Below are 23,237 nucleotides of genomic sequence, written 5' to 3' on the forward strand. Positions count from 1 at the left end.
TATTTATAGCAAATAAATTGAATAATCTAGTAAATTTCGGTAGAATAGAGGGGATTCAAATCATGATAAAGGAAAGATTAGGAATGAAAAGAAGTTATTTAGGAGAAAAGCACCAACGTTTTTCATTGAGAAAAGTTTCGGTTGGTTTAGTTTCTGCTCTGGTAGGGGTTTTCTACCTTTTTAGTGGAGGAGGTTCTCTTGTAAGTGTAGCGGCTAGTGAACAGACGCCATCCGTCACAAAACAGGTTCACTATAAGTACGTGACAGAGAGTGAGCTCACGGACCAAGAGAAGCAATTGGTAGTCAAAGAGTTGCCACAGTTTGCTGAGGAAACAGATGATACATACTATTTGATTTATCGTCCGACGAGACAGTTGCCTGCAACTGGTCACAGCCAACTCATTAGCTCAATTGCAGCAGGGGCAGGTATTGTACTACTGGTCGTAGCGATTAAACTGGGCAGAGATGATCGCAAAAAGCTAGCTTCATTTATGCTTTTAACCAGTCTAGGAAGTCAGCTGATCGCGCCAACTTCCTTGGCTTTGACAAATCAAATGCTGGCAGACTATAATCAGGAATTGACTGTACAGGTCGGGGAAGCATTACAATCCCCACTTACGATTGAAGGTTACCAATATGTAGGCTATTTGAAGTCTCAAAAAGCAGTAAACTCTCCAGTTGATGGCAAGAAAGAGTTGAATCATTCGACTCCTATTGATACTCCAGTTCAAACTTCAAACGGAAGTCAAGCGCAGGAAGAGTATCGTTTTCAGAAACCAAGTGATGCTCCTGTATTTGAACAACCAGAGTTAAAGGTTGAAAGTAAAGATACGAGTCGTACAGAGATTATTCCTTTCCAAGTAGAGGAAGAAGAGGCAGCTGATTTGCCACAAGGTCAAACTGAGGTGATTCAGGCAGGGAAAAATGGTAGTCGTACCATTGTGACCCGCAGCTACATTTTAAATGGTCAGGTGATCCATACAGAGGAGGTTTCCAATCAGGTAACGACTGAGCCGACTTCTGAGATTAGAAAAGTCGGAAGCAAGGTCCTTTCTCCTACAAAACCAAGCCCAGAGGAGTCCGTTAGTGAAAAACCAACAGACGCTCCAATAAATGAAGTTCCAAGCTTAAACGTTGAAGAAAAAGATGTTACCACGACGGTAGCAGAACCCTACACTCGAGAACGAGTAGAGAGTGATAGCTTGCCAGTTGGCCAGACAAAGATAACCCAAGCTGGTCAAGATGGCGTGCGTACGATCGTCACCCGTCAGTACATGGTAGATGGGAAAGTAGAGAGAAGTCAGGAACTCTCGAACGAAGTGACAACTCCAGCAGTATCAGAAATCGTAACAGTTGGAACAGGCCCTGTTAGTGAAAAACCAACAGACGCTCCAATAAATGAAGTTCCAAGCTTAAACGTTGAAGAAAAGGATGTTACTACGACGATAGCAGAACCCTACACTCGAGAACGAGTAGAGAGTGATAGCTTGCCATTTGGCCAGACCAAGATAACCCAAGCTGGTCAAGATGGTGTCCGTACGATCGTCACCCGTCAGTACATGGTAGATGGGAAAGTAGAGAGAAGTCAGGAACTCTCGAACGAAGTGACAACTCCAGCAGTATCAGAAATCGTAACAGTTGGAACAGGCCCTGTTAGTGAAAAACCAACAGACGCTCCTGTAAATGAAGTTCCAAGCTTAAACGTTGAAGAAAAGGACGTTACCACAACAGTGGCCGAATCCTATCCAACTAAGGAAGTGGAAAGTGCAGACCTGCCTTTGGGACAAAGGGAAGTTAGCCAAGCTGGTCAAGATGGCGTGCGTACGATTGTGACTCGTCAGTATTTAGTAGATGGAAAAGTCGAAAATACAGAGGAAATCTCTAACACTATCACAAAAGAAGCAGTTCCTCAGATTATCAAAGTCGGTACAAAACCAATTTCTACAAATGCGGATCACGCTCCTGTGGAACCAGAAAAAGGAACTCTCGACCTTGAACCCTTGCACCAATTAGTGGAAGAGGCCGATAGCATCCAGAAAACGCATCAGTATTTCAATGATACCACTGCAGATCAAGAGTCTTATAAACAGGCAGTCGCAAATGCCCAAGCTCTCTTTGAGGCATCTCATGCCAGTCAAGAACAGGTTGATTCCTTGAAAAAGGCCCTTGAAACTGCTAAGAATAATCTAGACGGTCAACCTGTTGATAAGAAAACTCTTGGAGTTGAATTTGACATGAAGGATGTGACTCAGTCTACAGTTGCTTACCAGTATGCTGATGAACAAGCCAAACTCCGCTATCGTCGTGCTCTAGATCAGGCCAAGCTCGTTTTGGACAATCCTTTGGCCAATCAAGCCTTGGTCGATCAAGTTCGGACGGATCTCGAGGCAGCTCGTCAAGCTCTGGATGGTGTCAAGAGAAAACCAACCCTCTCTCTAGTCCGTGTCGAGAAGGAAGAAGATCAACGCCAAGTTTCTCTTAGCTATCACTTGACGGATGCTACAGCTAGCTATCAATCCGCCAAAGTGCAGCTTTACAAGGGTCAAACGTTGATCAAGGAAGTCGACCTTGTGGATCTTTCTAAACAACTAACACTTGATGATTTGGATTACTATACTCCTTATACCCTCAAAACCGTCATGAAATATGACCTAGGTCAAGGGGAACAAACGAGTATAGAGGATCAACGTCCAGTTCAGCTAGATTATAAGAAGGTTGAAATCAAAGATATCGACCGCATCGAACTGTACGGAAAAGACGGCAGTCACTACCGACGTTACCTATCCTTGTCAGAAGTGCCATCTGATTTGAACAACTACTATGTCCGCATTCAGTCAGACAAGTTCAAGGATATGCTCTTACCTGTTTCTAAGATTACAGATAAGGGCAATGCCTATTCCGTAACGGTATCAGCTAATCAGCTCGTCGAGGGAGAAGGGGATCATTATCGTCCAGATTACTCTTTTGAATTGCCAAAAACGCCTCTTAGTCAAGAAGGTGTCTATACGTCCTTCAAAGCGCTCATAGAGGCCATGAAGTCAAACCCGACTGGAAACTTCAAACTAGGAGCGGATGTTTCAGCAGATGAGGTTGAGTTAGAACATTCTGCGACAAGCTATGTTCCAGAAGAATTTTCAGGTAGTCTAACTAGCCGAGTGGATGGAAAAGATTATACCATCTACAACTTGGCAAAACCACTCTTTGCAACCTTGAAAAATGCCACCATCCAGCAACTGACCTTGAAATCGGCTGCAGTTACAGGCAAGGATTCTATAGGGGGCTTGGCTAGCAACGCTCAGAATGCAACGATTACAGATGTTTCTGTAAGTGGTAGTCTATCTGGGAACAAGCATATCGGTGGACTCGTAGGAGTTGCCCAAAACACAAAACTAACTAATGTTGCCTTTAAAGGGTCCATCACCAGCACCCAAGATGGGGGACAGGAGTACAATATTGGTGGCCTGGTCGGTAACTTCCACGGCAACCAATCACTGGCGCAGAAGAGTCAGGCGGATGTATCTATCCAAGTAACGGGTCGAAATGGAGACCAGCGTGTTGGAGGATTGATCGGTCGTTTGCAGAATGGAGCTAGATTAGAAACTTCTTATGTGACTGGTTCTATCCAAAATGGAGGCCATTCTGGCCAAGTTGGTGGAGCAATTGGATCTACATGGAACAATGGACAGGTCCGAAATGTCTTGACCAGTGTCAAGGTTCAAAATGGTCATGCCATGACAGGAGACCCGTATCCTGAAGCTTCTATTCGGGACTCACATGTTCTTGAAGGGACTACAGCAAATAGAAAAGATGAGCGATTTGTCCGTACTATTTCAGAGGTAGATGGACAAACCAAACGTCAGTCGTTTGGAATCACTTCGACCTTGACGGATCAGGAACCATTGCAGCAAGCTTACCAGCATCAAACAGACTATAGTCGAGTGAGGGGAGCCCAAGAGTCCAGAAAGCAAGCCTACGAAAATGTAGAAAAACTATTACCATTCTACAACAAAGACTTTATCGTTCATACAGCAAATCAATTAGCTGAAGATGATAAACTCAACAAAGTAGCCTTGTTAGATGTGGTTCCGATGAAAGATGAGACGCTGATAACGGACGTCAACAGCCATAAGGGTGAAATCAATAGACTGATGTTGCATTATGCAGATAAGACCATTGCCTATCTTGATCTGACCTACAAGGGAGATTTTGCCAATGGTCAGATTGCTGAATATAGCATCGCTGATAAGAATTTGCTCTATACACCAGAGGCCTTCCTATCGGACTACCAGTCCATTAAAGAGAGAGTCTTGGATGAACTCAAAGCTGTGACTTATAACTCAACTGCTGTGCGTAAGGTACTGGGAATTGGTGAAACAGCTTCCTTAGATGATCTTTATCTGGAAAAAGCCTTTGAACAAATCAAAGCTGACCTAGGTCAGGAGCTCCTCAAGGTACTTTCAGTTGATAAGTCGATTAACACTCTAGGTTCTGCCGTAGCGGATGCAATTAGCCAAAAGATTCTGAAGAACAAAGAGGCTTTCATGCTTGGTCTGACCTATCTCAATCGTTGGTACAATGTCAACTATGGAACTTTCAACACCAAGGACCTTAATGCCTATAAGTTTGATTTCTTTGGCAATCATGCCGCTTCGACACTCGATACCATCATTGCTCTCGGTAACTCTGGAATGGGCAATCTTCGAGCGCAAAACAACTTCAATACTTTCCGACAATCCCTAGCTAAGGAAAAAGGCAAAGGAGACCTCTTTACATACTTAGAAAGTCTGCGTGAACTCTTCTTGCCAAACAAAACCAACAGTGAATGGTTCAAGGAAAATACCAAGGCTTATATCGTAGAAGCTCGTTCAAGTCTGCCAGAAATTCAGGCCAAGCAGGACAATGCGGATCGTAAGAGTAAGTATACAATCAAAGTCTACGACAGACTGACTCAGGGAGATTGGGGCTTCAAGCAAATGGTCCTCCAGCTTCTGACCTTACCTGAAAGAGATGTCTATATCATCAGCAATATGTCGACCATTGCCTTTGGTAGCTTTGGAAGCTACAGGAAAGAAGGTGGCAGAGTTCTCTCAGGTGAGGAACTCCATCGACACGTTGAAAAACTTGTGGATCAATCAGCTGAATGGCAACGAAACCACTATGACATGTGGTACAACATTTTAAGTCCAAACAGGAAAGATACTCTATTCAGACGGGTGATCGTTACAGATGGTTTCTTTGTTTACAATGATCAAGGCCATCAATATTGGGCTCCGCGTAATGATAAGACCTCTGTTGCTATGTACAATTTCTTTGGCCCTGCTGGCAAGTATCACGGAGACAATGGACTAGGAGCCTTTGCCAATGGTTATGAAGTCTTCTACGTCTATGACCAGATGCTGGGAGCTTCTGGAACCATGGTCTATACCCATGAAATGACCCACAACTCGGATGGTTCTATCTATTTTGAAGGACATGGTCGTCGTGAGGGTGAAGGACCTGAGAGCTTTGCTACAGGAATGTTAGAGTCTGTAACCAATGTTAGCGAAAAAGGTCTCGTTCTCAATAGTTTCTATCAAGGAGATAAAGATTCAACCTCTCGTTACCATACCTATGATCCTGTTGCCCGATTCTCCTCAGCAGATGCTCTTCGCGACTACATGCATGGAGTTTTTGACGTACTGAACCTTCTGGATTATGTTGAAGGGGATATTGTTACTGGAGTTCTAACTGATCAACAGAAAATGAAATGGTACCGTAAGGCTGAAAATTATAAATTTGAGAATACGTCTTATGGTAAACAAGCTCACGCTGATGATCGAATCGTTCCAATAACAGCTGAAGAAGCATCCAAACTAAAATCTGTCGATGCTCTGGTTGATCATAATATCATTGGACGTCGGGACGGTTGGGATACCGCTAGCTTTGGACGAAATGGCTACTACATCGTCAATATGTTTGCTTCCTTCTATGCAGCTCTGGACAATCCAACTGGTGCACCTGGTGGACTTATGTTCCGTCGTAGAGCCTATGAATTGCTCGGAGACAAGGGTTACCAACAAGGATTTGTCCCATATGTATCTGGCCAATACTCCGGCCAAGCGCTTAAAGAAGGTAATAAGACCTACTCAATCTGGAACAGAGGAGATGTCGGAGTAGTTGGAGATGATCTAATCCTTAGAAACCTCTACGGTAGTCAGTATGAATCATGGAAGGATTTGAAGAAAGCTATGTTGAATGAGCGATACAACAAAGCGCAAACATTCCTTCGTCCAATCACCATCGAGTTTGAAGCCGGAAAACTAGATAGCAAACGACAAATTACGATTTCTTCTTATGAGGAATTGCAAGATTATATGTACTTAGCAGTACTAGCGGATGCCTCAGCTAAGAACATTGATCGTGCCTTATCAGACAGCTCTAAGAGCAGTGTCGCCCAACTCAAGTATCGTATTTTTAATGCTTATCTACGTGCCACAGACGACTTCAGACAGTCTATCTTTGAAAGATAAGTCTCTTGCAAAAACAGACACGAAAAAAGAAGATCCAAGTGATCTTCTTTTTTCTATGAAAATTACTAGCTTACTACTAAAAACGAATGAATTTACAAACAAATTGATACATGATATATTTCTTGCTCGAAATGTCTGTTTAGAAATTTGAAATCATTCACCATCTAGTATCCTCATTTTGAAATTTCTTTTATTTTTCATGAAAATATGATAAAATGATAGCTGAAAAATTTTTAAGGAGATTCAGATGAAAACAAATACACTTGCTCGCGTAAATGCGATTTTTGGTCTTATTTCAGGTATCGTCTTACTGTTGGCACCTCTTGTTATGTTTATGATAGCTGTCGGGGCTGCTGCGGCGACGGAGGACTCTGATGCAACAGTTGGTATATTGACGATTTTTTCGATTATTTTGTCATTGGTAAAAATTGCTGTCTTGGTTTTAGGAATTGTGTCTATTGTGTATTACAAGGACGATGAGCGTGTGACTCCTGCACCGTCTGTTTTGTTTATCGTGGGTGGTTCTGTTGGATTGATCCCATTCTTGGGATGGGTAGGAGGAATTCTGACAATCATTGGTGGATCCCTCTATTTTGGACTTTTGAAAAAGTTCGAGATTCAAGAATAATGACTTTTTGTTAGGAATATTTTCAAATAAGAGAAGGCGCTTAGCCTTCTTTTTTTGTCATCAACGACGGATAAATTTTACAAGATAAATAAGCTTTGACATTCGTGAAATCTAAAGCATTTATTGGAGACAAGGAAGTATTTTTATAGTATAATGGTGGATGTGAAATACCTATATCAAAATATAATGCTAGTTATTTTCTTGATAGAAGGTAAAAGTTGAGAGGATTTAGAATGAAAAAGTTTTTTGGAGAGAAGCAGCATCGTTTCTCCTTACGAAAATTAGCAATTGGACTTGTGTCAGCTTCGATTTCAAGCCTATTTTTTGTGTCCATTGCGAGCAGTGGGACCGTATTTGCTCAAGAAAATGCAGCTGTTCACTACAAATATGTGACGGATACGGAGCTGAGTGGGCAAGAAAAGGACTTGATTGTCAAGGACATTCCTAAAATTGCGGAAGATAGTGAGAGCACCTATTATCTAGTCTACCGTATGGATGAGAAAGCCCAGCTGGGTCAGTTGCCCAATACAGGTGGGCAGAATAGCCTTACTAGCGTTTTATCAGGTGGAGTTCTGGCTTCGATTGGTTTCCTTATTTTTGTCGTATCGAAAAAGAAAGGCAAAAAGAAAGCTCTCTTGAAAGTTGTCTTGATAACAGGGATGGGCAGTGGTTTGGCTTCTTCAGTTCAGGCTATTGAAAATCAACTTTTGATCCAGTACAATCAGGAATACCAATTATCCCAAGGAGATAGTCTGCCTTTGCCACGTGCCTTATCAGGTTATACTTATCTAGGCTATATTAAGCAAGACAAAGAGATTAATCAGCAAGAAACTGCTGCTAGGGATCAGAAACTTGACTATACAGTTCAACCTCATTTCCAAGCCAACGAAGGTGGACAAAAGGCAGGAGATGAGCAGAAAGCTCCGTCTTCAACAAGCCCTGCAGACAAGACAATCCCTTCTCAAGATTTATCTAATCAAAAGCCGTCTGGTATTGCTAGTGTAGATCCTCAAGACGAAGTCTTGGCTGGTCGCGTGAATAAACCAGAGCTCTTATACAAAGACCAAGAGATTGTAACCAAACTAGATGTTTCAGAAGTGGTGCAGGAAAATCCAGAACTAACAGAGGGAACCATCCATGTCAAACAAGAAGGTCGTGCTGGGAAGAAGATTGAGCTTGTTCGCATTTTCACTGTTGAAAACCAAGAAATTTCTAGGGAAGTTCTCTCGACTAAGGTAGAAGAAGCCTTGCCACGTATAGTAGAAAAAGGGACTAAGAAGGCAGTTGTGCCGAGTGAAGCACCTCAGTCTGCAAAAAAGGGAAAGCCTGAGACGCAGGCTCCATTACCAGAATATACAGGCGAGCAAGCGGGAGCGGTTGTAGCCCCAGAGACAGCTGAAAAACCAGAATATACAGGCACCCAAGCAGGAGCAGTCGTTGAACCCGAGCAAGTCGCTCCACTACCTGAGTATCAGGGAACTCAAGCTGGTGCCATCGTTGAGCCGGAAAAAGTTGAGCCAGAGGTTGGGGGTGTCCAGTCAGGAGCTTTGGTGGAACCAGAAACGTCTGAGAAACCAACCTATACAGGCGAGCAGTCTGGAGCAATCGTAGAGCCTGAACAGGTGCCACCAACACCAGAGTATAGGGGAACTCAAGCGGGAGCGGTTGTAGCTCCTGAAACAGCTGAAAAACCAGAGTATACAGGCACTCAATCAGGTGCGATTGTGGAACCTGAGACTCAATCTTCCTTACCAGAATATACAGGAACTCAAGCAGGAGCTATCGTTGAACCGGAACAAGTCACTCCTCTTCCAGAATATACTGGCAATACCGAGCAAGTAAAACCGGAAGCTCCGACAGAAAAACCAAAAGAAAAACCAAAAGAAAAAGATCCAGAGAAGACGCTTGAGCTAAGAAATGTTTCGGATCTGGAGTTGTATAGTCAGACCAATGGTACTTACAAACAACACGTTTCTTTAGATGGTGTCCCAAGTAATCCAGACACTTACTTTGTCAAGGTTAAATCTTCGTCATTTAAAGATGTCTATCTACCAGTCGCTTCAATAACGGCTGAAACGAAAGATGGTCAGCCAGTTTATAAAATCACAGCCAAGGCTGAGAAACTCCAGCAAGAGCTAGAAAATAAATATGTTGATAATTTCACCTTCTACCTAGCTAAGAAGGCTAGAGAGGAAACGACAACCTTTACTTCCTTTAGCAACCTAGTCAAAGCTATCAACCAGAATCTCTCTGGAACTTATCATTTAGCAGCTAGTTTGAATGCCAACGAAGTGGAGTTGGAGCCTGAAGCTAAATCCTATATCAAGGGCACCTTTACTGGTCAGCTGATCGGTGAAAAAGATGGCAAGCAGTATGCTATTTACAACTTGAAAAAGCCTCTGTTTGAAACCTTGAGCGGCGCTAGAGTAGAAAAATTGAGTCTGAAAAATGTCTCCATTTCAGGGAAAGATGATATTGGTTCACTGACCTATGAAGCTCAGAATGGCACAAAGATTAAGCAAGTTCACGTCGATGGTGTTCTCGCCGGTGAACGTGGTATCGGTGGTTTGCTGGCTAAGGCGGATCAATCGAGCATCACAGAGAGCAGTTTCAAGGGAAGAATTATCAACACTTATGAAACGACTGCTGCCTACAATATCGGTGGTCTGGTCGGTCATTTGACAGGAAACAAGGCTTTGCTGACGAAGTCAAAAGCGACAGTAGCCATTTCATCCAACACAAATAGTTCAGATCAGACTGTGGGTGGTCTTGCAGGTCTAGTAGATCAGGATGCACAAATCCAAGATAGCTATGCTGAGGGGGATATCAACAATGTCAAGCACTTTGGTAGAGTTGCGGGAGTAGCAGGCTATTTGTGGGACCGAACTTCTAATCTAGAAAAGCATGCTGGAAGTTTGACCAATGTCCTCAGCGATGTCAATGTAACCAACGGAAATGCCATCACTGGTTACCACTATAATGATATGAAGGTGAAGGACACATTCAGCAGCAAGGCCAACAGAGTTTACAATGTCACTTTAGTTAAGGATGAGGTCGTCAGCAAGGAATCCTTTGAAGAAAGAGGAACAATGCTAGATACTTCCCAGATTGAAAGCAAGAAAGCAGCCATCAATCCTCTCACTCTACCAACAGTGGAGCCCCTCTCAACAAGTGGCAAGAAAGACAGTGATTTTTCTAAGGTGGCCCATTATCAAGCTAAGCGCGCCTTGGCTTATAAGAACATTGAAAAATTGTTACCTTTCTATAACAAGGCAACCATCGTCAAATACGGAAATCTGGTCAATGAGAACAGTCTTTTATATCAAAAAGAAGTCTTGTCAGCAGTCATGATGAAGGATGACCAAGTCATCACAGACATTGTTTCAAACAAAGAGACTGCAAACAAACTCTTGCTTCACTACAAGGACCATTCATCTGAGAAACTCGATCTCCAGTACCAGACTGATTTCGCCAAATTAGCAGAATATAGTCTAGGAGATACTGGGCTTCTCTATACGCCAAACCAATTCTTGTACGACCAAAGCTCTATCATCAAGCAAGTCTTACCTGAATTGCAGCAGGTGGACTACCACTCAGAAGGCATCAGAAAGACACTTGGTATTTCTCCAAAAGTCGAGCAGACTGAGCTCTATCTAGAAGACCAGTTCGCCAAAACAAAACAACAACTGGAAGACAGTTTGAAAAAACTCTTGTCAGCAGATGCTGGACTTGCCAGTGATAACCCAGTCACCAAGGGCTATCTTGTAGATAAAATCAAGCACAACAAGGAAGCCTTGCTACTTGGCTTGACCTATCTGGAACGTTGGTATAACTTTAGCTATGCTCAAGTAAACGTCAAAAACCTGGTTCTGTACCATCTGGACTTCTTTGGTAAGGGAAATGCTTCACCACTGGACACTCTGATTGAGTTGGGTAAATCTGGCTTTAACAATCTTCTAGCTAAGAATAATGTCGATACTTATGGTATCAGTCTTGCCAGTCATCATGGAACGACAGATTTGTTTAGCACGCTAGAACATTACCGAAAAGTCTTTTTACCAAATAAAAGCAACAATGACTGGTTTAAGTCAGAGACCAAGGCTTACATCGTCGAAGAAAAATCCACTATCGAAGAGGTGAAAACAAAGCAAGGACAAGTTGGGACCAAGTATTCTATCGGTGTTTATGATCGCATTACGAGTGCAACATGGAAATACCGCAATATGGTCTTGCCTCTCCTGACCTTGCCAGAAAAATCCGTCTTTGTCATCTCAACTATGTCTAGTCTAGGATTTGGAGCTTATGATCGCTACCGTAATAGTGACCATAAAGCGGGCAAGGCTCTCAATGACTTTGTAGAAGAAAATGCTCGTGAAACAGCCAAACGTCAGCGTGATCACTACGATTATTGGTATCGTATTTTAGATGAACAGTCACGTGAAAAACTCTATCGCACCATCTTGCTTTATGATGCTTATAAGTTCGGTGATGACACAACCTCTGGAAAAGCTACAGTAGAGGCTAAGTTTGATAGTTCCAATCCAGCCATGAAAAACTTCTTTGGCCCAGTTGGCAATAAGGTAGTTCACAACCAGCATGGAGCCTACGCTACAGGGGATGGCGTCTACTATATGTCTTACCGTATGCTGGACAAGGATGGAGCCATTACATATACCCATGAGATGACCCATGATTCGGATCAGGATATCTACCTTGGCGGCTATGGTCGAAGAAGTGGCTTGGGACCAGAGTTTTTCGCAAAAGGCTTATTGCAAGCCCCTGACCAACCAAGTGACGCAACCATTACCATCAATTCTATCTTGAGACACTCAAAATCAGATAGTACAGAGGGCTCCCGTCTGCAAGTCTTGGATCCGACAGAGAGATTCCAAAACGCATCAGATCTTCAGAGCTATGTCCACAACATGTTTGACCTCATCTACATGTTGGAATATCTCGAAGGACAATCAATCGTCAACAAACTGAATGTTTACCAGAAAATGGCGGCTCTCAGAAAAATTGAGAACAAGTATGTGAAAGATCCAGCAGATGGAAATGAGGTTTACGCCACTAATGTAGTCAAAGAATTGACAGAAGCAGAGGCCCAAAACTTGAATAGTTTTGAAAGTTTGATTGACCATAACATCTTGTCAGCTCGTGAGTACCAGACTGGCGACTATGAACGAAATGGCTACTATACAATTAAACTCTTTGCCCCAATCTTTTCAGCTCTCAGCAGTGAGAAAGGCACGCCAGGGGACCTTATGGGACGTCGGATCGCTTACGAACTTTTGGCTGCCAAAGGCTTTAAGGATGGAATGGTACCTTATATCTCCAACCAATACGAAGAAATTGCCAAACAAAAAGGTAAAACCATCAATCTCTATGGTAAAACACGAGGATTGGTGACAGATGATCTTGTATTGGACAAGGTGTTTGAAGGCAAGTATGCATCTTGGGCAGATTTCAAGAAAGCCATGTACAAAGAACGTGTGGATCAGTTTAAAAACTTGAAACAAGTGACCTTTAAAGATCCGACAAAACCATGGCCAAACTATACGACAGAGACCATCAATCAAGTGAGTGAATTGCAAGCCCTCATGGATCAAGCTGTTCTCAAGGATGCAGAAGGCACGCGTTGGAGTAACTATAATCCAGAGTATGACAGTGCCGTTCATAAGTTGAAGAGAGCAATCTTTAAAGCTTATCTTGACCAAACAAACGACTTCAGAACCTCTATTTTTAAGAAATAAGGGGTGGAAAATGAAAAGAGAGGATCAACAGATCTTCTCTTTTTATGTCAGGATGTATGAAAGCTGGTAGGTGATTTGTTTGTGACTGAGAAGGTCTTTTGTTTCTGGAGCAAATATGGTAGAATGATAGCTACGAGAGAAGGAGGTTTTTATGGAGAGAGATAGATTGGTTCGACTTAATTGGAGACTGGGCATGGTGGCAGGTATAACCTTGCTTTTGGGACCTGTCCTACGATTTTTGCTATCCTATACTGGGGCTCTCATCTATAAAGATCCTTCAAAGATGTTGGTCATCACGGTTGCCTTTTCCCTGCTCCTGACATTTTTTAAGATTTTGATGATTGCATTAGGGACCTTTATGTTAATCTATTTCGAAGAGGACCAACAACTTCGAATGCTGCCTTCTATTTTATTTATCATTGGTGGCGTGCTGGGCTTTCTTTCAGCGACCGAGTGGATAGGAGGGGTTCTAATCATTAAAGGTGCTGTTTCTTTTTCTAAATTTTTGAAAGAAGTCCGTGGCCTTGTCTGATAATTTAGTGAAACAATCCGTTTGAGGGTTGTTTTTTCATTTAAAGAATGATCTGGTGAAAGAATATGTTGGGGAAATGCTTTTTTATAAGAAAACATGATGTAACTAAGAATACTGATCGTTTAATTGATGCTTTAAATAACAAATAGTTGCAATTGTTTCTTGATTGAATATCGCGAATTAATAATATCTAGATGAGAGGACACCGTTCTCTCTTTTTAGTTGATTTTAACTAGCTTTTTTGTGAAAAATTGTGTAAAATAGAATAGATAAACGAGGGAAACCTCGAAAAATAAAAGGAGAATCCATCTAATGGTAAAATTGGTTTTTGCTCGCCACGGTGAGTCTGAATGGAACAAAGCTAACCTTTTCACTGGTTGGGCTGATGTTGATTTGTCTGAAAAAGGTACACAACAAGCGATTGACGCTGGTAAATTGATCAAAGAAGCTGGTATCGAATTTGACCAAGCTTACACTTCAGTATTGAAACGTGCAATCAAAACAACAAACTTGGCTCTTGAAGCTTCTGACCAATTGTGGGTTCCAGTTGAAAAATCATGGCGTTTGAACGAACGTCACTACGGTGGTTTGACTGGTAAAAACAAAGCTGAAGCTGCGGAACAATTTGGTGATGAGCAAGTTCACATCTGGCGTCGTTCATACGATGTATTGCCTCCAAACATGGATCGTGATGATGAGCATTCAGCACACACTGACCGTCGTTACGCTTCACTTGACGACTCAGTTATCCCAGATGCTGAAAACTTGAAAGTGACTTTGGAACGTGCCCTTCCATTCTGGGAAGACAAAATCGCTCCAGCACTTAAAGATGGTAAAAACGTATTCGTAGGAGCTCACGGTAACTCAATCCGTGCCCTTGTAAAACACATCAAACGCTTGTCAGACGACGAAATCATGGACGTGGAAATCCCTAACTTCCCACCATTGGTATTCGAATTCGACGAAAAATTGAATGTAGTTTCTGAATACTACCTTGGAAAATAATCTATAAACAGAAAGCCTAGGAATTCCTAGGCTTTTTTGTATCTAAGTTTAAAAAAAGGCAATTTAGCTAATTGAAAAAGTATAAAATGAGAGGATATAGCTTATGAAATAGTAAGTTGTATGAATTAATCTTCTTTTGATTCGTAGCTCCAGTGTTCGTAGTTATAGGTTGATAAGATTATATCCGTGATTTCTTCCGGTTCTTCTTGAGCTCCCCCAGCAATCCAAAGAGAAATAATTCCTTCAATACTTGATAAGAAGATTTCCAAAGCGTATTTGTGAGGAATTTGGAAGTTTTCAGATAAGAAATGACGAGTCTTTTCTTTTTGATTTTCAGTTAGAATAATGCTACTTAGAAATTCACGAATTGCACCACGAAAGTCTATGTAATGACTTTGGGACAAGGCGTTAATAAGGCGTTCGTTCGAACGTAATATATAGAAGTTGGCTAACATAAACTTTCTAGGCGATTCTCTTTCTTTTTCTAAAAAAATGTAGAGCTGGGAAATAATTTCACTTTTAAAACTGTCAATCATTTGATATTTGTCTTCATAGTGTAGATAGAAAGTTCCCCTATTAATCCCTGCGCGTTTACAGAGTTTACTAATTGATATATTTTCAAATTTCTCCTCTGATAGCAACTGAATCAAAGCTTCCTTGATGTCTTCCTTAGTAGTAGTTTTTCGTTTCTGAACCATTTCTCTTCCTTTTTCTTAAATCAACACTTTGTTGATTTTTGATTATTGCTTTTTGACTTAGCCCATTATATAATATTTGTGATTTAGAATCAACACCTTGTTGATTTAAGGAAACGAGCTTTGAAAAGGAGATAAACGATATGGCTTATATTGAAATGAAACACAGCTACAAGCGTTATCAGGTTGGGGATACGGAGATTGTGGCTAATCATGATGTGAATTTTGAAATTGAAAAGGGGGAGCTGGTTATTATCCTTGGTGCTTCAGGTGCTGGAAAATCAACCGTTCTCAATCTCCTAGGAGGTATGGATACCAATGATGAGGGGGAGATTTGGATCGATGGTGCCAATATTGCCAACTATAGTTCGCACCAGAGAACAAACTATCGTCGTGAAGATGTAGGTTTTGTTTTTCAGTTTTATAATCTAGTTTCCAATCTGACAGCCAAGGAAAATGTGGAACTGGCTTCAGAAATCGTGACAGATGCCTTAGAACCTGAGCAGGTCTTGACAGATGTAGGTTTGGCTCATCGCCTCAATAATTTTCCAGCCCAGATTTCTGGAGGGGAGCAACAGCGAGTCTCCATTGCACGCGCTGTAGCCAAAAATCCTAAAATTCTCCTCTGTGATGAACCGACTGGTGCCTTGGATTACCAGACGGGGAAGCAAGTCTTGAAGATTCTCCAAGACATGTCTCGTCGAAAAGGAGCGACGGTGATTATCGTGACCCACAATGGTGCGCTAGCTCCTATTGCAGATCGCGTGATTCATATGCGCGATGCTACAGTTAAGAGCATGACGATCAATGAGCATCCGCAGGATATCGATACATTGGAGTATTAGCATGAAAAAAACATATCGAAAAGACCTATTTCAGTCAGTGACGACTTCAAAGGGACGCTTTGTTTCTATCTTGACCTTGATGATGCTGGGTTCTTTAGCCCTAGTAGGACTCAAAGTGACTAGCCCAAACATGGAACGCACGGCAGGGGATTATCTCCGTAAAGCCAATGCTTTGGATCTGGCAGTGATAGCTGATTATGGCTTGGACAAAGAAGATCAGGACGAACTAAAGACCCTTCAAGGAGCAAGTGTTGAGTTTGGCTATATGGCAGACCTAACCGTTGAAAATGGTGAGGAAGCAGTTCGACTTTATTCCAAACCAGAGAGCATTTCAACCTTTCAAGTGACAGAAGGGCGACTGCCAGAAGCTGATGAGGAAATTTCCTTAGCTGATTTCTGGAAAGACCGCTATCAGATTGGGCAGACCATTACCTTTACTAAGAAAGAAGAAAAGTCCATCGTAAAATCCCAAACTTTTACAATTACTGGATTTGTTGAGTCGGGTGAGATTCTTTCTAAAGAAGATTTAGGAAGTGCTAGTAGTGGAAATGGCAACCTGACTGGCTATGGAGTAATTTTACCCAGTCAGTTTGACTCAGATGTTTATAGTATTGCGCGTGTGCGCTATGACGATTTAAAAAATCTGGATACTTTTTCATCAGACTATAAGACCAAACGAGCCCAACATCAGGAAGAGTTGCAAGACTTACTTGCTGATAATGGTCAAAAAAGATTGGCAAGTATCAAATCAAATGGGCAAAAGAGCTTGGAAGAGGGCAAAGAACAGCTCCAAACTGCTGAAAGCAACCTTGAAAATGGCAAGAGTCAGTTAGAGCAGGCCGAAAGTCGCTTGAAAACGCAAGAAGAACAAGCGACCGCTTTACCAGAACCGCAAAAGAGTCAAATCGAGGGACAGCTGACAAAAGCTAAGGAAGAACTGGCGACAAAAAAAGAAAAACTGGCTCAGACAGAGAGTGATCTAACTAAGGAAAAAGAGAAGCTTGAACAGCGTCAGAAAGAGCTTGATGAACTGGCAGAGCCGAAATACCACGTATACAATCGCCAAACCATGCCAGGTGGTCAAGGCTACCTCATGTACAGCAATGCATCATCAAGCATTCGTTCAGTCGGAAATATCTTCCCAGTGGTGCTATATATGGTCGCTGCAATGGTGACCTTTACAACGATGACTCGCTTTGTAGATGAAGAACGCACCAATGCAGGTATTTTCAAGGCCTTGGGTTACCGCAACCGAGATATTGTTGCCAAGTTTGTCCTCTATGGTTTTCTTGCAGGAACTGTGGGAACCATTATAGGAACACTTCTTGGACATTATCTTCTTGCAGGGGTGATTTCAGATGTTATAACAGCTGGGATGGTTGTTGGAAAAAGTCACGAGTATTTCTATTGGTCTTATAGTATCCTTGCCCTAGCCTTGAGTTGGGTATCTAGTGTTTTGCCGGCTTATCTGGTGGCGCGAAGGGAGTTGCACGATGAAGCAGCCCAACTCTTACTTCCCAAACCTCCCGTTAAGGGATCAAAGATTTTGCTGGAACGACTGAGCTTTATTTGGAGTCGTTTGAGTTTTACTCATAAGGTTACGGCAAGAAATATCTTTCGTTATAAGCAACGGATGCTGATGACCATTTTTGGAGTTGTAGGTTCAGTTGCTCTCTTATTTGCTGGTCTTGGTATTCAGTCATCTGTGGGAGGAGTTTCCGAACGCCAATTTGAACAAATCCAGCAATACCAGATGATTGTAGCAGAAAAGAGCAGTGCAACGGAGCAAGAAAAAGCAGATCTGGAAAGTGCCTTGCAAGCTGAATCGATCCACGCTTATCAAAAGATTTACTCTAAATCCATTGAAAAAGATTTCAAAGGAAAAGCAGGACTTCAAACCATCACCATGATGGTTACTAGTGGAGAAGACTTCAATCCCTTTATCACATTAGAGGAAAATGGGCGAGAGTTGCAGGTCACTAATGGAGCGGTCGTGAGTCAAAAATTAGCCCAATTAGCAAGTGTTACGGTTGGAGACAAGCTGGAGCTTGACGGGAAGGAAATCAAGGTTGCGGCTATTTCTGAAAACTATGTTGGACACTTTGTTTATCTAAACCGTGCGACTTACGAACAAGTCTATGGAACCAGTCCGCAAGACAATACCTACCTAGTAAAATTAAAAGACCCAACACCTTCCAATACGGAGAAAGAAGCGGCTACTTTCATGGGAAAAGCTGCTGTTTCTGGGGTAGTCCAAAATGCAACGGCTATCCATCTCTTTGAATCTGTAGCCAATTCTCTCAATAAAACCATGGCAATCCTTGTCCTTGTTTCCGTCTTACTAGCCATTGTCATTCTTTACAATCTCACCAATATCAATGTGGAAGAACGTATCCGCGAACTTTCCACTATCAAGGTTCTCGGTTTCCACAATAAAGAAGTGACCCTCTATATCTACCGCGAGACCATAGTGCTATCCCTTGTGGGGATTGTTCTCGGTTTGGTAGCAGGCTACTATTTACATCAATTTTTGATACAAATGATTTCACCTGCCACCATACTCTTTTATCCTCAGGTCAGCTGGGAAGTCTATGCGCTTCCAATCGTCGCAGTGACGGTGATTTTGACTTTACTAGGTCTCTTTGTCAATCACCACTTGAGAAAGGTGGATATGCTTGAAGCCCTGAAATCAGTAGAGTAATTCAAGGTTTTAAACAGTAAATCAGTTGACAAAGTCTCTGCTTCTTGGTAGAATAAGAATTGTCGTAAAGACAAATAACTTCTTCTTGGTTACAGGCATGCCAACCTGTCACTCGGATGAAGCCAAATAAAAAGGAGAAACATCATGGCAATCTCAAAAGAGAAAAAAAATGAAATCATCGCACAATATGCACGTCACGAAGGTGATACAGGTTCAGTAGAGGTTCAAGTTGCTGTCCTTACTTGGGAAATCAACCACCTTAACGAACACATCAAACAACACAAAAAAGACCACGCTACTTACCGTGGATTGATGAAGAAAATCGGTCGCCGTCGTAACTTGCTTGCATACTTGCGTAAAAACGACGTTAACCGTTACCGTGAGTTAATCAACTCTCTTGGACTTCGTCGCTAATCTTGCGTCTAAAACGTTTCTATACTTCGTTGGCTTCAGCTCGATGTACCATTAGTACAATCTTCGCCTCGTCGCCTAGTCTATAAACGTTTTATCCAGCAAGACTTGAGCTCTCTGATATTCAGAGAGCTTTTTTACTTTTGTCACCCTACCTCGATATACTAAAGTATTATCTTCGGTTACGGTTTCTAGCACTGTAAGGTAAAATAAACCAAATCATCTCCCTTCGGGGAGATTTTTTGTTTCACTAAAATTTTTATACAATCTTCGGCTCATTGCCTAGTCTATAAACGGTTTATCCGGCAAGAATCATGATGCTAAGGGCGTTAAAAATCCGTATGAAAATAGGGAAAGGAAACAGTGTTCGATGAACACAAGGAGTTTTATCTTTTTCACTAGGATTTTAGCCCGGGTTCAAATCAGCTCTCTAATTTTAGAGGGCTTTTTATGTTGTCACTTTACCTCGATATACCCAAGTATAATCTTCGGTTACGATTATTAGCACTGTAAGACCAACTATATTTATTTTTCTCTTCTTGTTCCATTGTTGAAAATATGGTATACTTTTCATGAGAATTTTCTAAATTTTTAATTTTGTCTAAGGAGGTTTTCATGATTTCCAAATTTTCTGGAAGCCGACAGGACCTGCAATTTTTGTTACTTTTAGGTATTTTGCTAGCTGTTTTAGGGATTTCCCTCTTTCTAGCAGTTTCTATGGGATCCGTTGCGATTGATCTAGGCGATACCTATCGGATTATTTTGAGCAGGTTGGGTTTTCCTCTTGAGATAGGAGAGGTTTCCAAGTCCACTCTTGCCATTGTATGGAACATGAGATTCCCCCGAGTATTGTTAGGCTTGATAGTAGGGGCTGGTCTTTCCATGTGTGGTAGCGTGATGCAGTCTACAGTGAACAATCCTATCGCTGAGCCCTATGTCTTAGGAATCTCTGCGGGTGCAACTCTAGGGGCAACTTTGAGCATCATTCTCGGTCTAAAAGTGATAATTAGCCTTGGAGCTTTTTTAGGAGCTATTTTGGCAACAATTGCTGTCCTCATCATTGCTTCTATGCAGGGAAGGATGACGACTTCTAGTCTGATCTTATCAGGAACGGTGGTCAATGCTCTCTTTCTGGCATTTTCCAACTTTATTATCTCAGTTGGCGCTAATGCGGACAGTGTGATGACCATTAAGTTTTGGACTATGGGCTCGCTTGCCGGGACTACCTGGTCTGACTTAGTCCTGCCAACTGTAGTAGTAGGAATGGCCTTTCTATTTTTCTCTACTCAGTATCGTGTTTTCAATGCAATGATGATGGGAGATGAGGCTGCTTTAACTTTGGGAATTCCCTTACGCTTCTATTGGTATCTTTATGTGACCATGGTGGCTGTGCTGACAGCTGTCTTAGTGGCAACTTGTGGGATTATTGGATTTGTTGGTCTGATTACTCCTCACTTAGCTCGAGGGTTAGTAGGAACGAATTACAGAAGACTTTTTCCCGTTGCGACCTTACTGGGTGCCCTCTTTGTCGTCTGGGCAGATGTACTCTCTCGTGTCATCATTCCAAATGCCGAGTTGCCGATTGGTATTTTCACAGCCTTAGTAGGTGCTCCCTTCTTCATCTACATTGTAGGAGGTAGGCGAAGGGAGGTGAGGGTCTGATATGGACTTGATTTGTCAGGATGTCCACTTTGGACTAGGAGAGAAAAAAATCCTCAAAGGAGTTTCTCTTAAAGTTGAGGGGCATCAATTTCATACGATACTAGGGCCAAATGGAAGTGGAAAAACCAGCCTGCTTAAACTCCTCTATCGTCAGGAAAAGGCAGACAAAGGCTTGATAAGCTTAGATGGAAAGCCGCTGGATCATTGGTCACTCAAAGAAACAGCCAAGCAGATGGCAGTTGTCACCCAGTTTAATCAATTGCAGTTTGATTGTACAGTTGAGGAAATCGTCTTGCTGGGAAGAACTCCCCACCTCTCTTTTTTACAGAAGGAAAAGGAAAGGGATTATGCCTTCGTTCAAGATGCTCTCGTCAAGGTGGATATGCTTGAGAAAAAAACTCGTCTCTATTCGTCCTTGTCAGGGGGCGAGAAACAGAGAGTCTTGTTGGCACGCGCCTTGGCGCAAGAACCGACTCTCTTGCTCCTAGACGAACCAACCAATCACCTGGATATCAAGTACCAGTTAGACTTGTTGGCCATTGTGAAGAATCTCAAGGTCAATGTTTTAGCTGTCCTACATGATATTCAACTTGCTTGTCGCTATTCGGATTATCTCTATCTGATGAAAGAGGGAGAAATCCTTTACCAAGGGATTCCAAAGGAGACTATCACCCCTGAGTCATTGCAAACTGTATACGGAGTTCAAAGTCAGGTGACTTGGACCGAGGATCAGCAAGCCATGATTCACTATTTATAAGAAAGAAAAGGAAAACAAAATGAAAAAAACACTAAGCATTTTACTCGTAACAGTAGCTACCCTAACCATGGCAGCTTGTGGTAATACTACTACAGAAAAAACTACCACACAATCTAGCACAGAAACAAGTCAAAAGGCCAGCACAGAGACGACTTATCCGTTAACGGTCAAGACCTATGACGTTAAGGGAAATGAAGTCGAACAAGTCTTTGACAAGACACCTGAAAAAGTTATCACCAACAATCTTTCAACAACTGAAATCTTATTGGAGTTAGGCTTGAAGGATAAAATTGCTGGCATGCTCAACCCTGACAATGCTGTAACAGACAAATACAAGGACGCGATTGCGACGATTCCTCAAATTGGGGATAAAAAAACAGTCTCACAAGAGACAGTCCTTTCTTATGAGCCAGATGCGGTGATGGGTCGAAACATGATGTTTTCTGAAAAATCCTTGGGGACAGTTAGCACTTGGAATGAAAACAAAATCCCAGTCTATACGCAAAAAGCTTCTCTCTCAACGATTCAGCAAGATTTGGGAAATATCGTAGAAGATGTCAAAAATCTGGGAATGATTTTCAATGTTCAGGACAAGGCCAATGAATACGCAGCCCAATTACAAGCTAAAATTGACGCTGTTAAGAAAGCAAATCCAACAAGCCAAGGTGAAAAGAAAAAGGCTTTGATTATGGTTGCTTATAATGATGAAACCTTTGGTGCCTACAAGTCTGCTTTGCAAGAAAGCTTGTTGAATCAACTTGGTTATACCAACGTTGCAACGGGAACATCAGGCTTGACCTTGGAAAATCTCGTGTCAATGAATCCTGAGTTGATTATCTATGTAACCAGCGACCGCAATAAAAAATTGGATGCCAACGCAGTAGAGTTGATGAAGGCAAATGAAGTTTTGGAAAACGTTCCTGCAATTAAGAATCAAAAAATCATGACTATTTCTTACGATGAGTTGATGGATTATGGTCCAGCAGTGATTGATTCCCTTGAGAAAATCAATGACTTTATCAATAAATAATGAGTTTGATTGGGAGGGAATCCAAGTCAAGGTCAGCCTTCCTTCGACCTATGACCCCAATCAAACCTATCCAGCTATTCTCTTGAATGATGGAAACTTGGATTTCCTCTCTTCCCTTTCAGAATCTGTGATTTTAGTGGGCTTGACCTCTAAAAATCGCCTAGACGATTACACTCCATGGAAGGCAGCTGCTCTGAGAGATAGGGCTCCAGATTTTGGCGGTCAGGCAAATGCCTATCATGGTCATTTATTTGGAGATCTTTTAGATAAGTTGCAGTCACTTTATCGTCTGGACAAAAATCGCCTTGCCTATGGAGGTTACTCACTAGGTGGTCTGGCAGCAGTATACAGTCTTTTCAGCTTTGACAAGGTCTCCTGTATCTTCTCTATCTGCGGTTCCTTTTGGTTTCCTGATTTTGTGACTTATTGCAGGGAAGAAGAGGTGAAAAATTTGGACTGTTTACTGTATTTACAGAATGGTCAAACAGAGGGAGCCCATCATACCAATCGCTTGGCTCAAGCACCAGCCTATGCTGAGCAGATTCATACCAGTCTTCAGAAACACTATCCGACTGGTCAGTTTGTCTTTGATCCTTATGGGCATCATGAGCAAGTGGCTGAGCGATTTCTAGCCTTTTCCAACTGGTTGTCCCAAAAATGGAAAATCGAATAAAAGAATTATCCCTTGGCAAAAGCCAAGGGATAATTC

Annotated in this window: 13 protein-coding genes; 12 read left to right on the top strand and 1 reads right to left on the bottom strand. The window is 42.0% G+C overall.

The genetic code is table 11. The features are described 5' to 3' along the window. Window positions 1-83: 83 nt before the first annotated feature. From D8844_RS04380 to D8844_RS04400, 5 genes are all read left to right on the top strand, one after another. Window positions 84-6,509, top strand: coding sequence for a ZmpA/ZmpB/ZmpC family metallo-endopeptidase (locus D8844_RS04380; protein WP_260467544.1), 6,426 nt, complete (start codon window positions 84-86; stop codon window positions 6,507-6,509). 247 nt (window positions 6,510-6,756) lie between these two features. Beyond that, entirely contained in the window at window positions 6,757-7,137 is a 381-nt protein-coding gene (locus tag D8844_RS04385) for a hypothetical protein (protein WP_125422176.1), read from the top strand. A gap of 233 nt (window positions 7,138-7,370) precedes the next feature. Beyond that, on the top strand, window positions 7,371-12,890 hold the full coding sequence (locus tag D8844_RS04390) for a ZmpA/ZmpB/ZmpC family metallo-endopeptidase (protein ID WP_125422178.1): 5,520 nt from the start codon (window positions 7,371-7,373) through the stop codon (window positions 12,888-12,890). A gap of 151 nt (window positions 12,891-13,041) precedes the next feature. After that, window positions 13,042-13,422, top strand: coding sequence for a hypothetical protein (locus tag D8844_RS04395; RefSeq protein WP_125422181.1), 381 nt, complete (start codon window positions 13,042-13,044; stop codon window positions 13,420-13,422). Between the two features lie 312 nt (window positions 13,423-13,734). Next, window positions 13,735-14,427, top strand: a complete 693-nt coding sequence (locus D8844_RS04400; protein ID WP_000240130.1) for a phosphoglycerate mutase — start codon at window positions 13,735-13,737, stop codon at window positions 14,425-14,427. Window positions 14,428-14,552: 125 nt separating this feature from the next. Here the strand turns inward: D8844_RS04400 and D8844_RS04405 are convergent, their stop codons facing one another. Next, window positions 14,553-15,125 (bottom strand): TetR/AcrR family transcriptional regulator, encoded by a 573-nt coding sequence (locus tag D8844_RS04405; protein WP_000250301.1) that lies wholly within the window; start codon window positions 15,123-15,125, stop codon window positions 14,553-14,555. A 140-nt stretch (window positions 15,126-15,265) separates the two neighbouring features. Between D8844_RS04405 and D8844_RS04410 the strand changes: the two genes are divergently transcribed. From D8844_RS04410 to D8844_RS04440, 7 genes are all read left to right on the top strand, one after another. Beyond that, window positions 15,266-15,967: an ABC transporter ATP-binding protein gene (locus D8844_RS04410; RefSeq protein WP_125422184.1), complete on the top strand. Its 702-nt coding sequence runs from the start codon at window positions 15,266-15,268 to the stop codon at window positions 15,965-15,967. After that, window positions 15,963-18,668 (top strand): FtsX-like permease family protein, encoded by a 2,706-nt coding sequence (locus D8844_RS04415; protein ID WP_185757666.1) that lies wholly within the window; start codon window positions 15,963-15,965, stop codon window positions 18,666-18,668. The genes D8844_RS04410 and D8844_RS04415 overlap by 5 nt, the downstream gene beginning before the upstream one ends. A 144-nt stretch (window positions 18,669-18,812) precedes the next feature. Further along, window positions 18,813-19,082 carry a 30S ribosomal protein S15 gene (rpsO, locus tag D8844_RS04420; RefSeq protein ID WP_001018251.1) on the top strand — a complete coding sequence of 90 codons (270 nt, stop codon included), beginning with the start codon at window positions 18,813-18,815 and terminating at the stop codon, window positions 19,080-19,082. A 612-nt stretch (window positions 19,083-19,694) separates the two neighbouring features. Then, on the top strand, window positions 19,695-20,741 hold the full coding sequence (locus D8844_RS04425) for a FecCD family ABC transporter permease (protein ID WP_125422190.1): 1,047 nt from the start codon (window positions 19,695-19,697) through the stop codon (window positions 20,739-20,741). 1 nt (window position 20,742) lies between these two features. Further along, window positions 20,743-21,498 (top strand): ABC transporter ATP-binding protein, encoded by a 756-nt coding sequence (locus tag D8844_RS04430; RefSeq protein ID WP_125422193.1) that lies wholly within the window; start codon window positions 20,743-20,745, stop codon window positions 21,496-21,498. 19 nt (window positions 21,499-21,517) lie between these two features. After that, the gene (locus D8844_RS04435; protein ID WP_125422196.1) at window positions 21,518-22,528 is read left to right on the top strand and encodes an ABC transporter substrate-binding protein; all 1,011 of its coding nucleotides are present in this window, start codon (window positions 21,518-21,520) and stop codon (window positions 22,526-22,528) included. Further along, window positions 22,509-23,201, top strand: coding sequence for an alpha/beta hydrolase (locus D8844_RS04440; protein WP_125422199.1), 693 nt, complete (start codon window positions 22,509-22,511; stop codon window positions 23,199-23,201). Before D8844_RS04435 ends, D8844_RS04440 begins: the two co-directional genes overlap by 20 nt. Window positions 23,202-23,237: the final 36 nt, after the last annotated feature.

This window comes from Streptococcus oralis (assembly GCF_003942875.1).
GTDB lineage: Bacteria > Bacillota > Bacilli > Lactobacillales > Streptococcaceae > Streptococcus > Streptococcus oralis_BX.

Bases quoted from the DNA above. Each gene is read 5' to 3' on its own strand.
- D8844_RS04380 (WP_260467544.1), top strand. From the start codon at position 84: ATGAAAAGAAGTTATTTAGGAGAAAAGCACCAACGTTTTTCATTGAGA.
- D8844_RS04385 (WP_125422176.1), top strand. From the start codon at position 6,757: ATGAAAACAAATACACTTGCTCGCGTAAATGCGATTTTTGGTCTTATT.
- D8844_RS04390 (WP_125422178.1), top strand. From the start codon at position 7,371: ATGAAAAAGTTTTTTGGAGAGAAGCAGCATCGTTTCTCCTTACGAAAA.
- D8844_RS04395 (WP_125422181.1), top strand. From the start codon at position 13,042: ATGGAGAGAGATAGATTGGTTCGACTTAATTGGAGACTGGGCATGGTG.
- D8844_RS04400 (WP_000240130.1), top strand. From the start codon at position 13,735: ATGGTAAAATTGGTTTTTGCTCGCCACGGTGAGTCTGAATGGAACAAA.
- D8844_RS04405 (WP_000250301.1), bottom strand. From the start codon at position 15,125: ATGGTTCAGAAACGAAAAACTACTACTAAGGAAGACATCAAGGAAGCT.
- D8844_RS04410 (WP_125422184.1), top strand. From the start codon at position 15,266: ATGGCTTATATTGAAATGAAACACAGCTACAAGCGTTATCAGGTTGGG.
- rpsO (WP_001018251.1), top strand. From the start codon at position 18,813: ATGGCAATCTCAAAAGAGAAAAAAAATGAAATCATCGCACAATATGCA.
- D8844_RS04425 (WP_125422190.1), top strand. From the start codon at position 19,695: ATGATTTCCAAATTTTCTGGAAGCCGACAGGACCTGCAATTTTTGTTA.
- D8844_RS04430 (WP_125422193.1), top strand. From the start codon at position 20,743: ATGGACTTGATTTGTCAGGATGTCCACTTTGGACTAGGAGAGAAAAAA.
- D8844_RS04435 (WP_125422196.1), top strand. From the start codon at position 21,518: ATGAAAAAAACACTAAGCATTTTACTCGTAACAGTAGCTACCCTAACC.
- D8844_RS04440 (WP_125422199.1), top strand. From the start codon at position 22,509: ATGACTTTATCAATAAATAATGAGTTTGATTGGGAGGGAATCCAAGTC.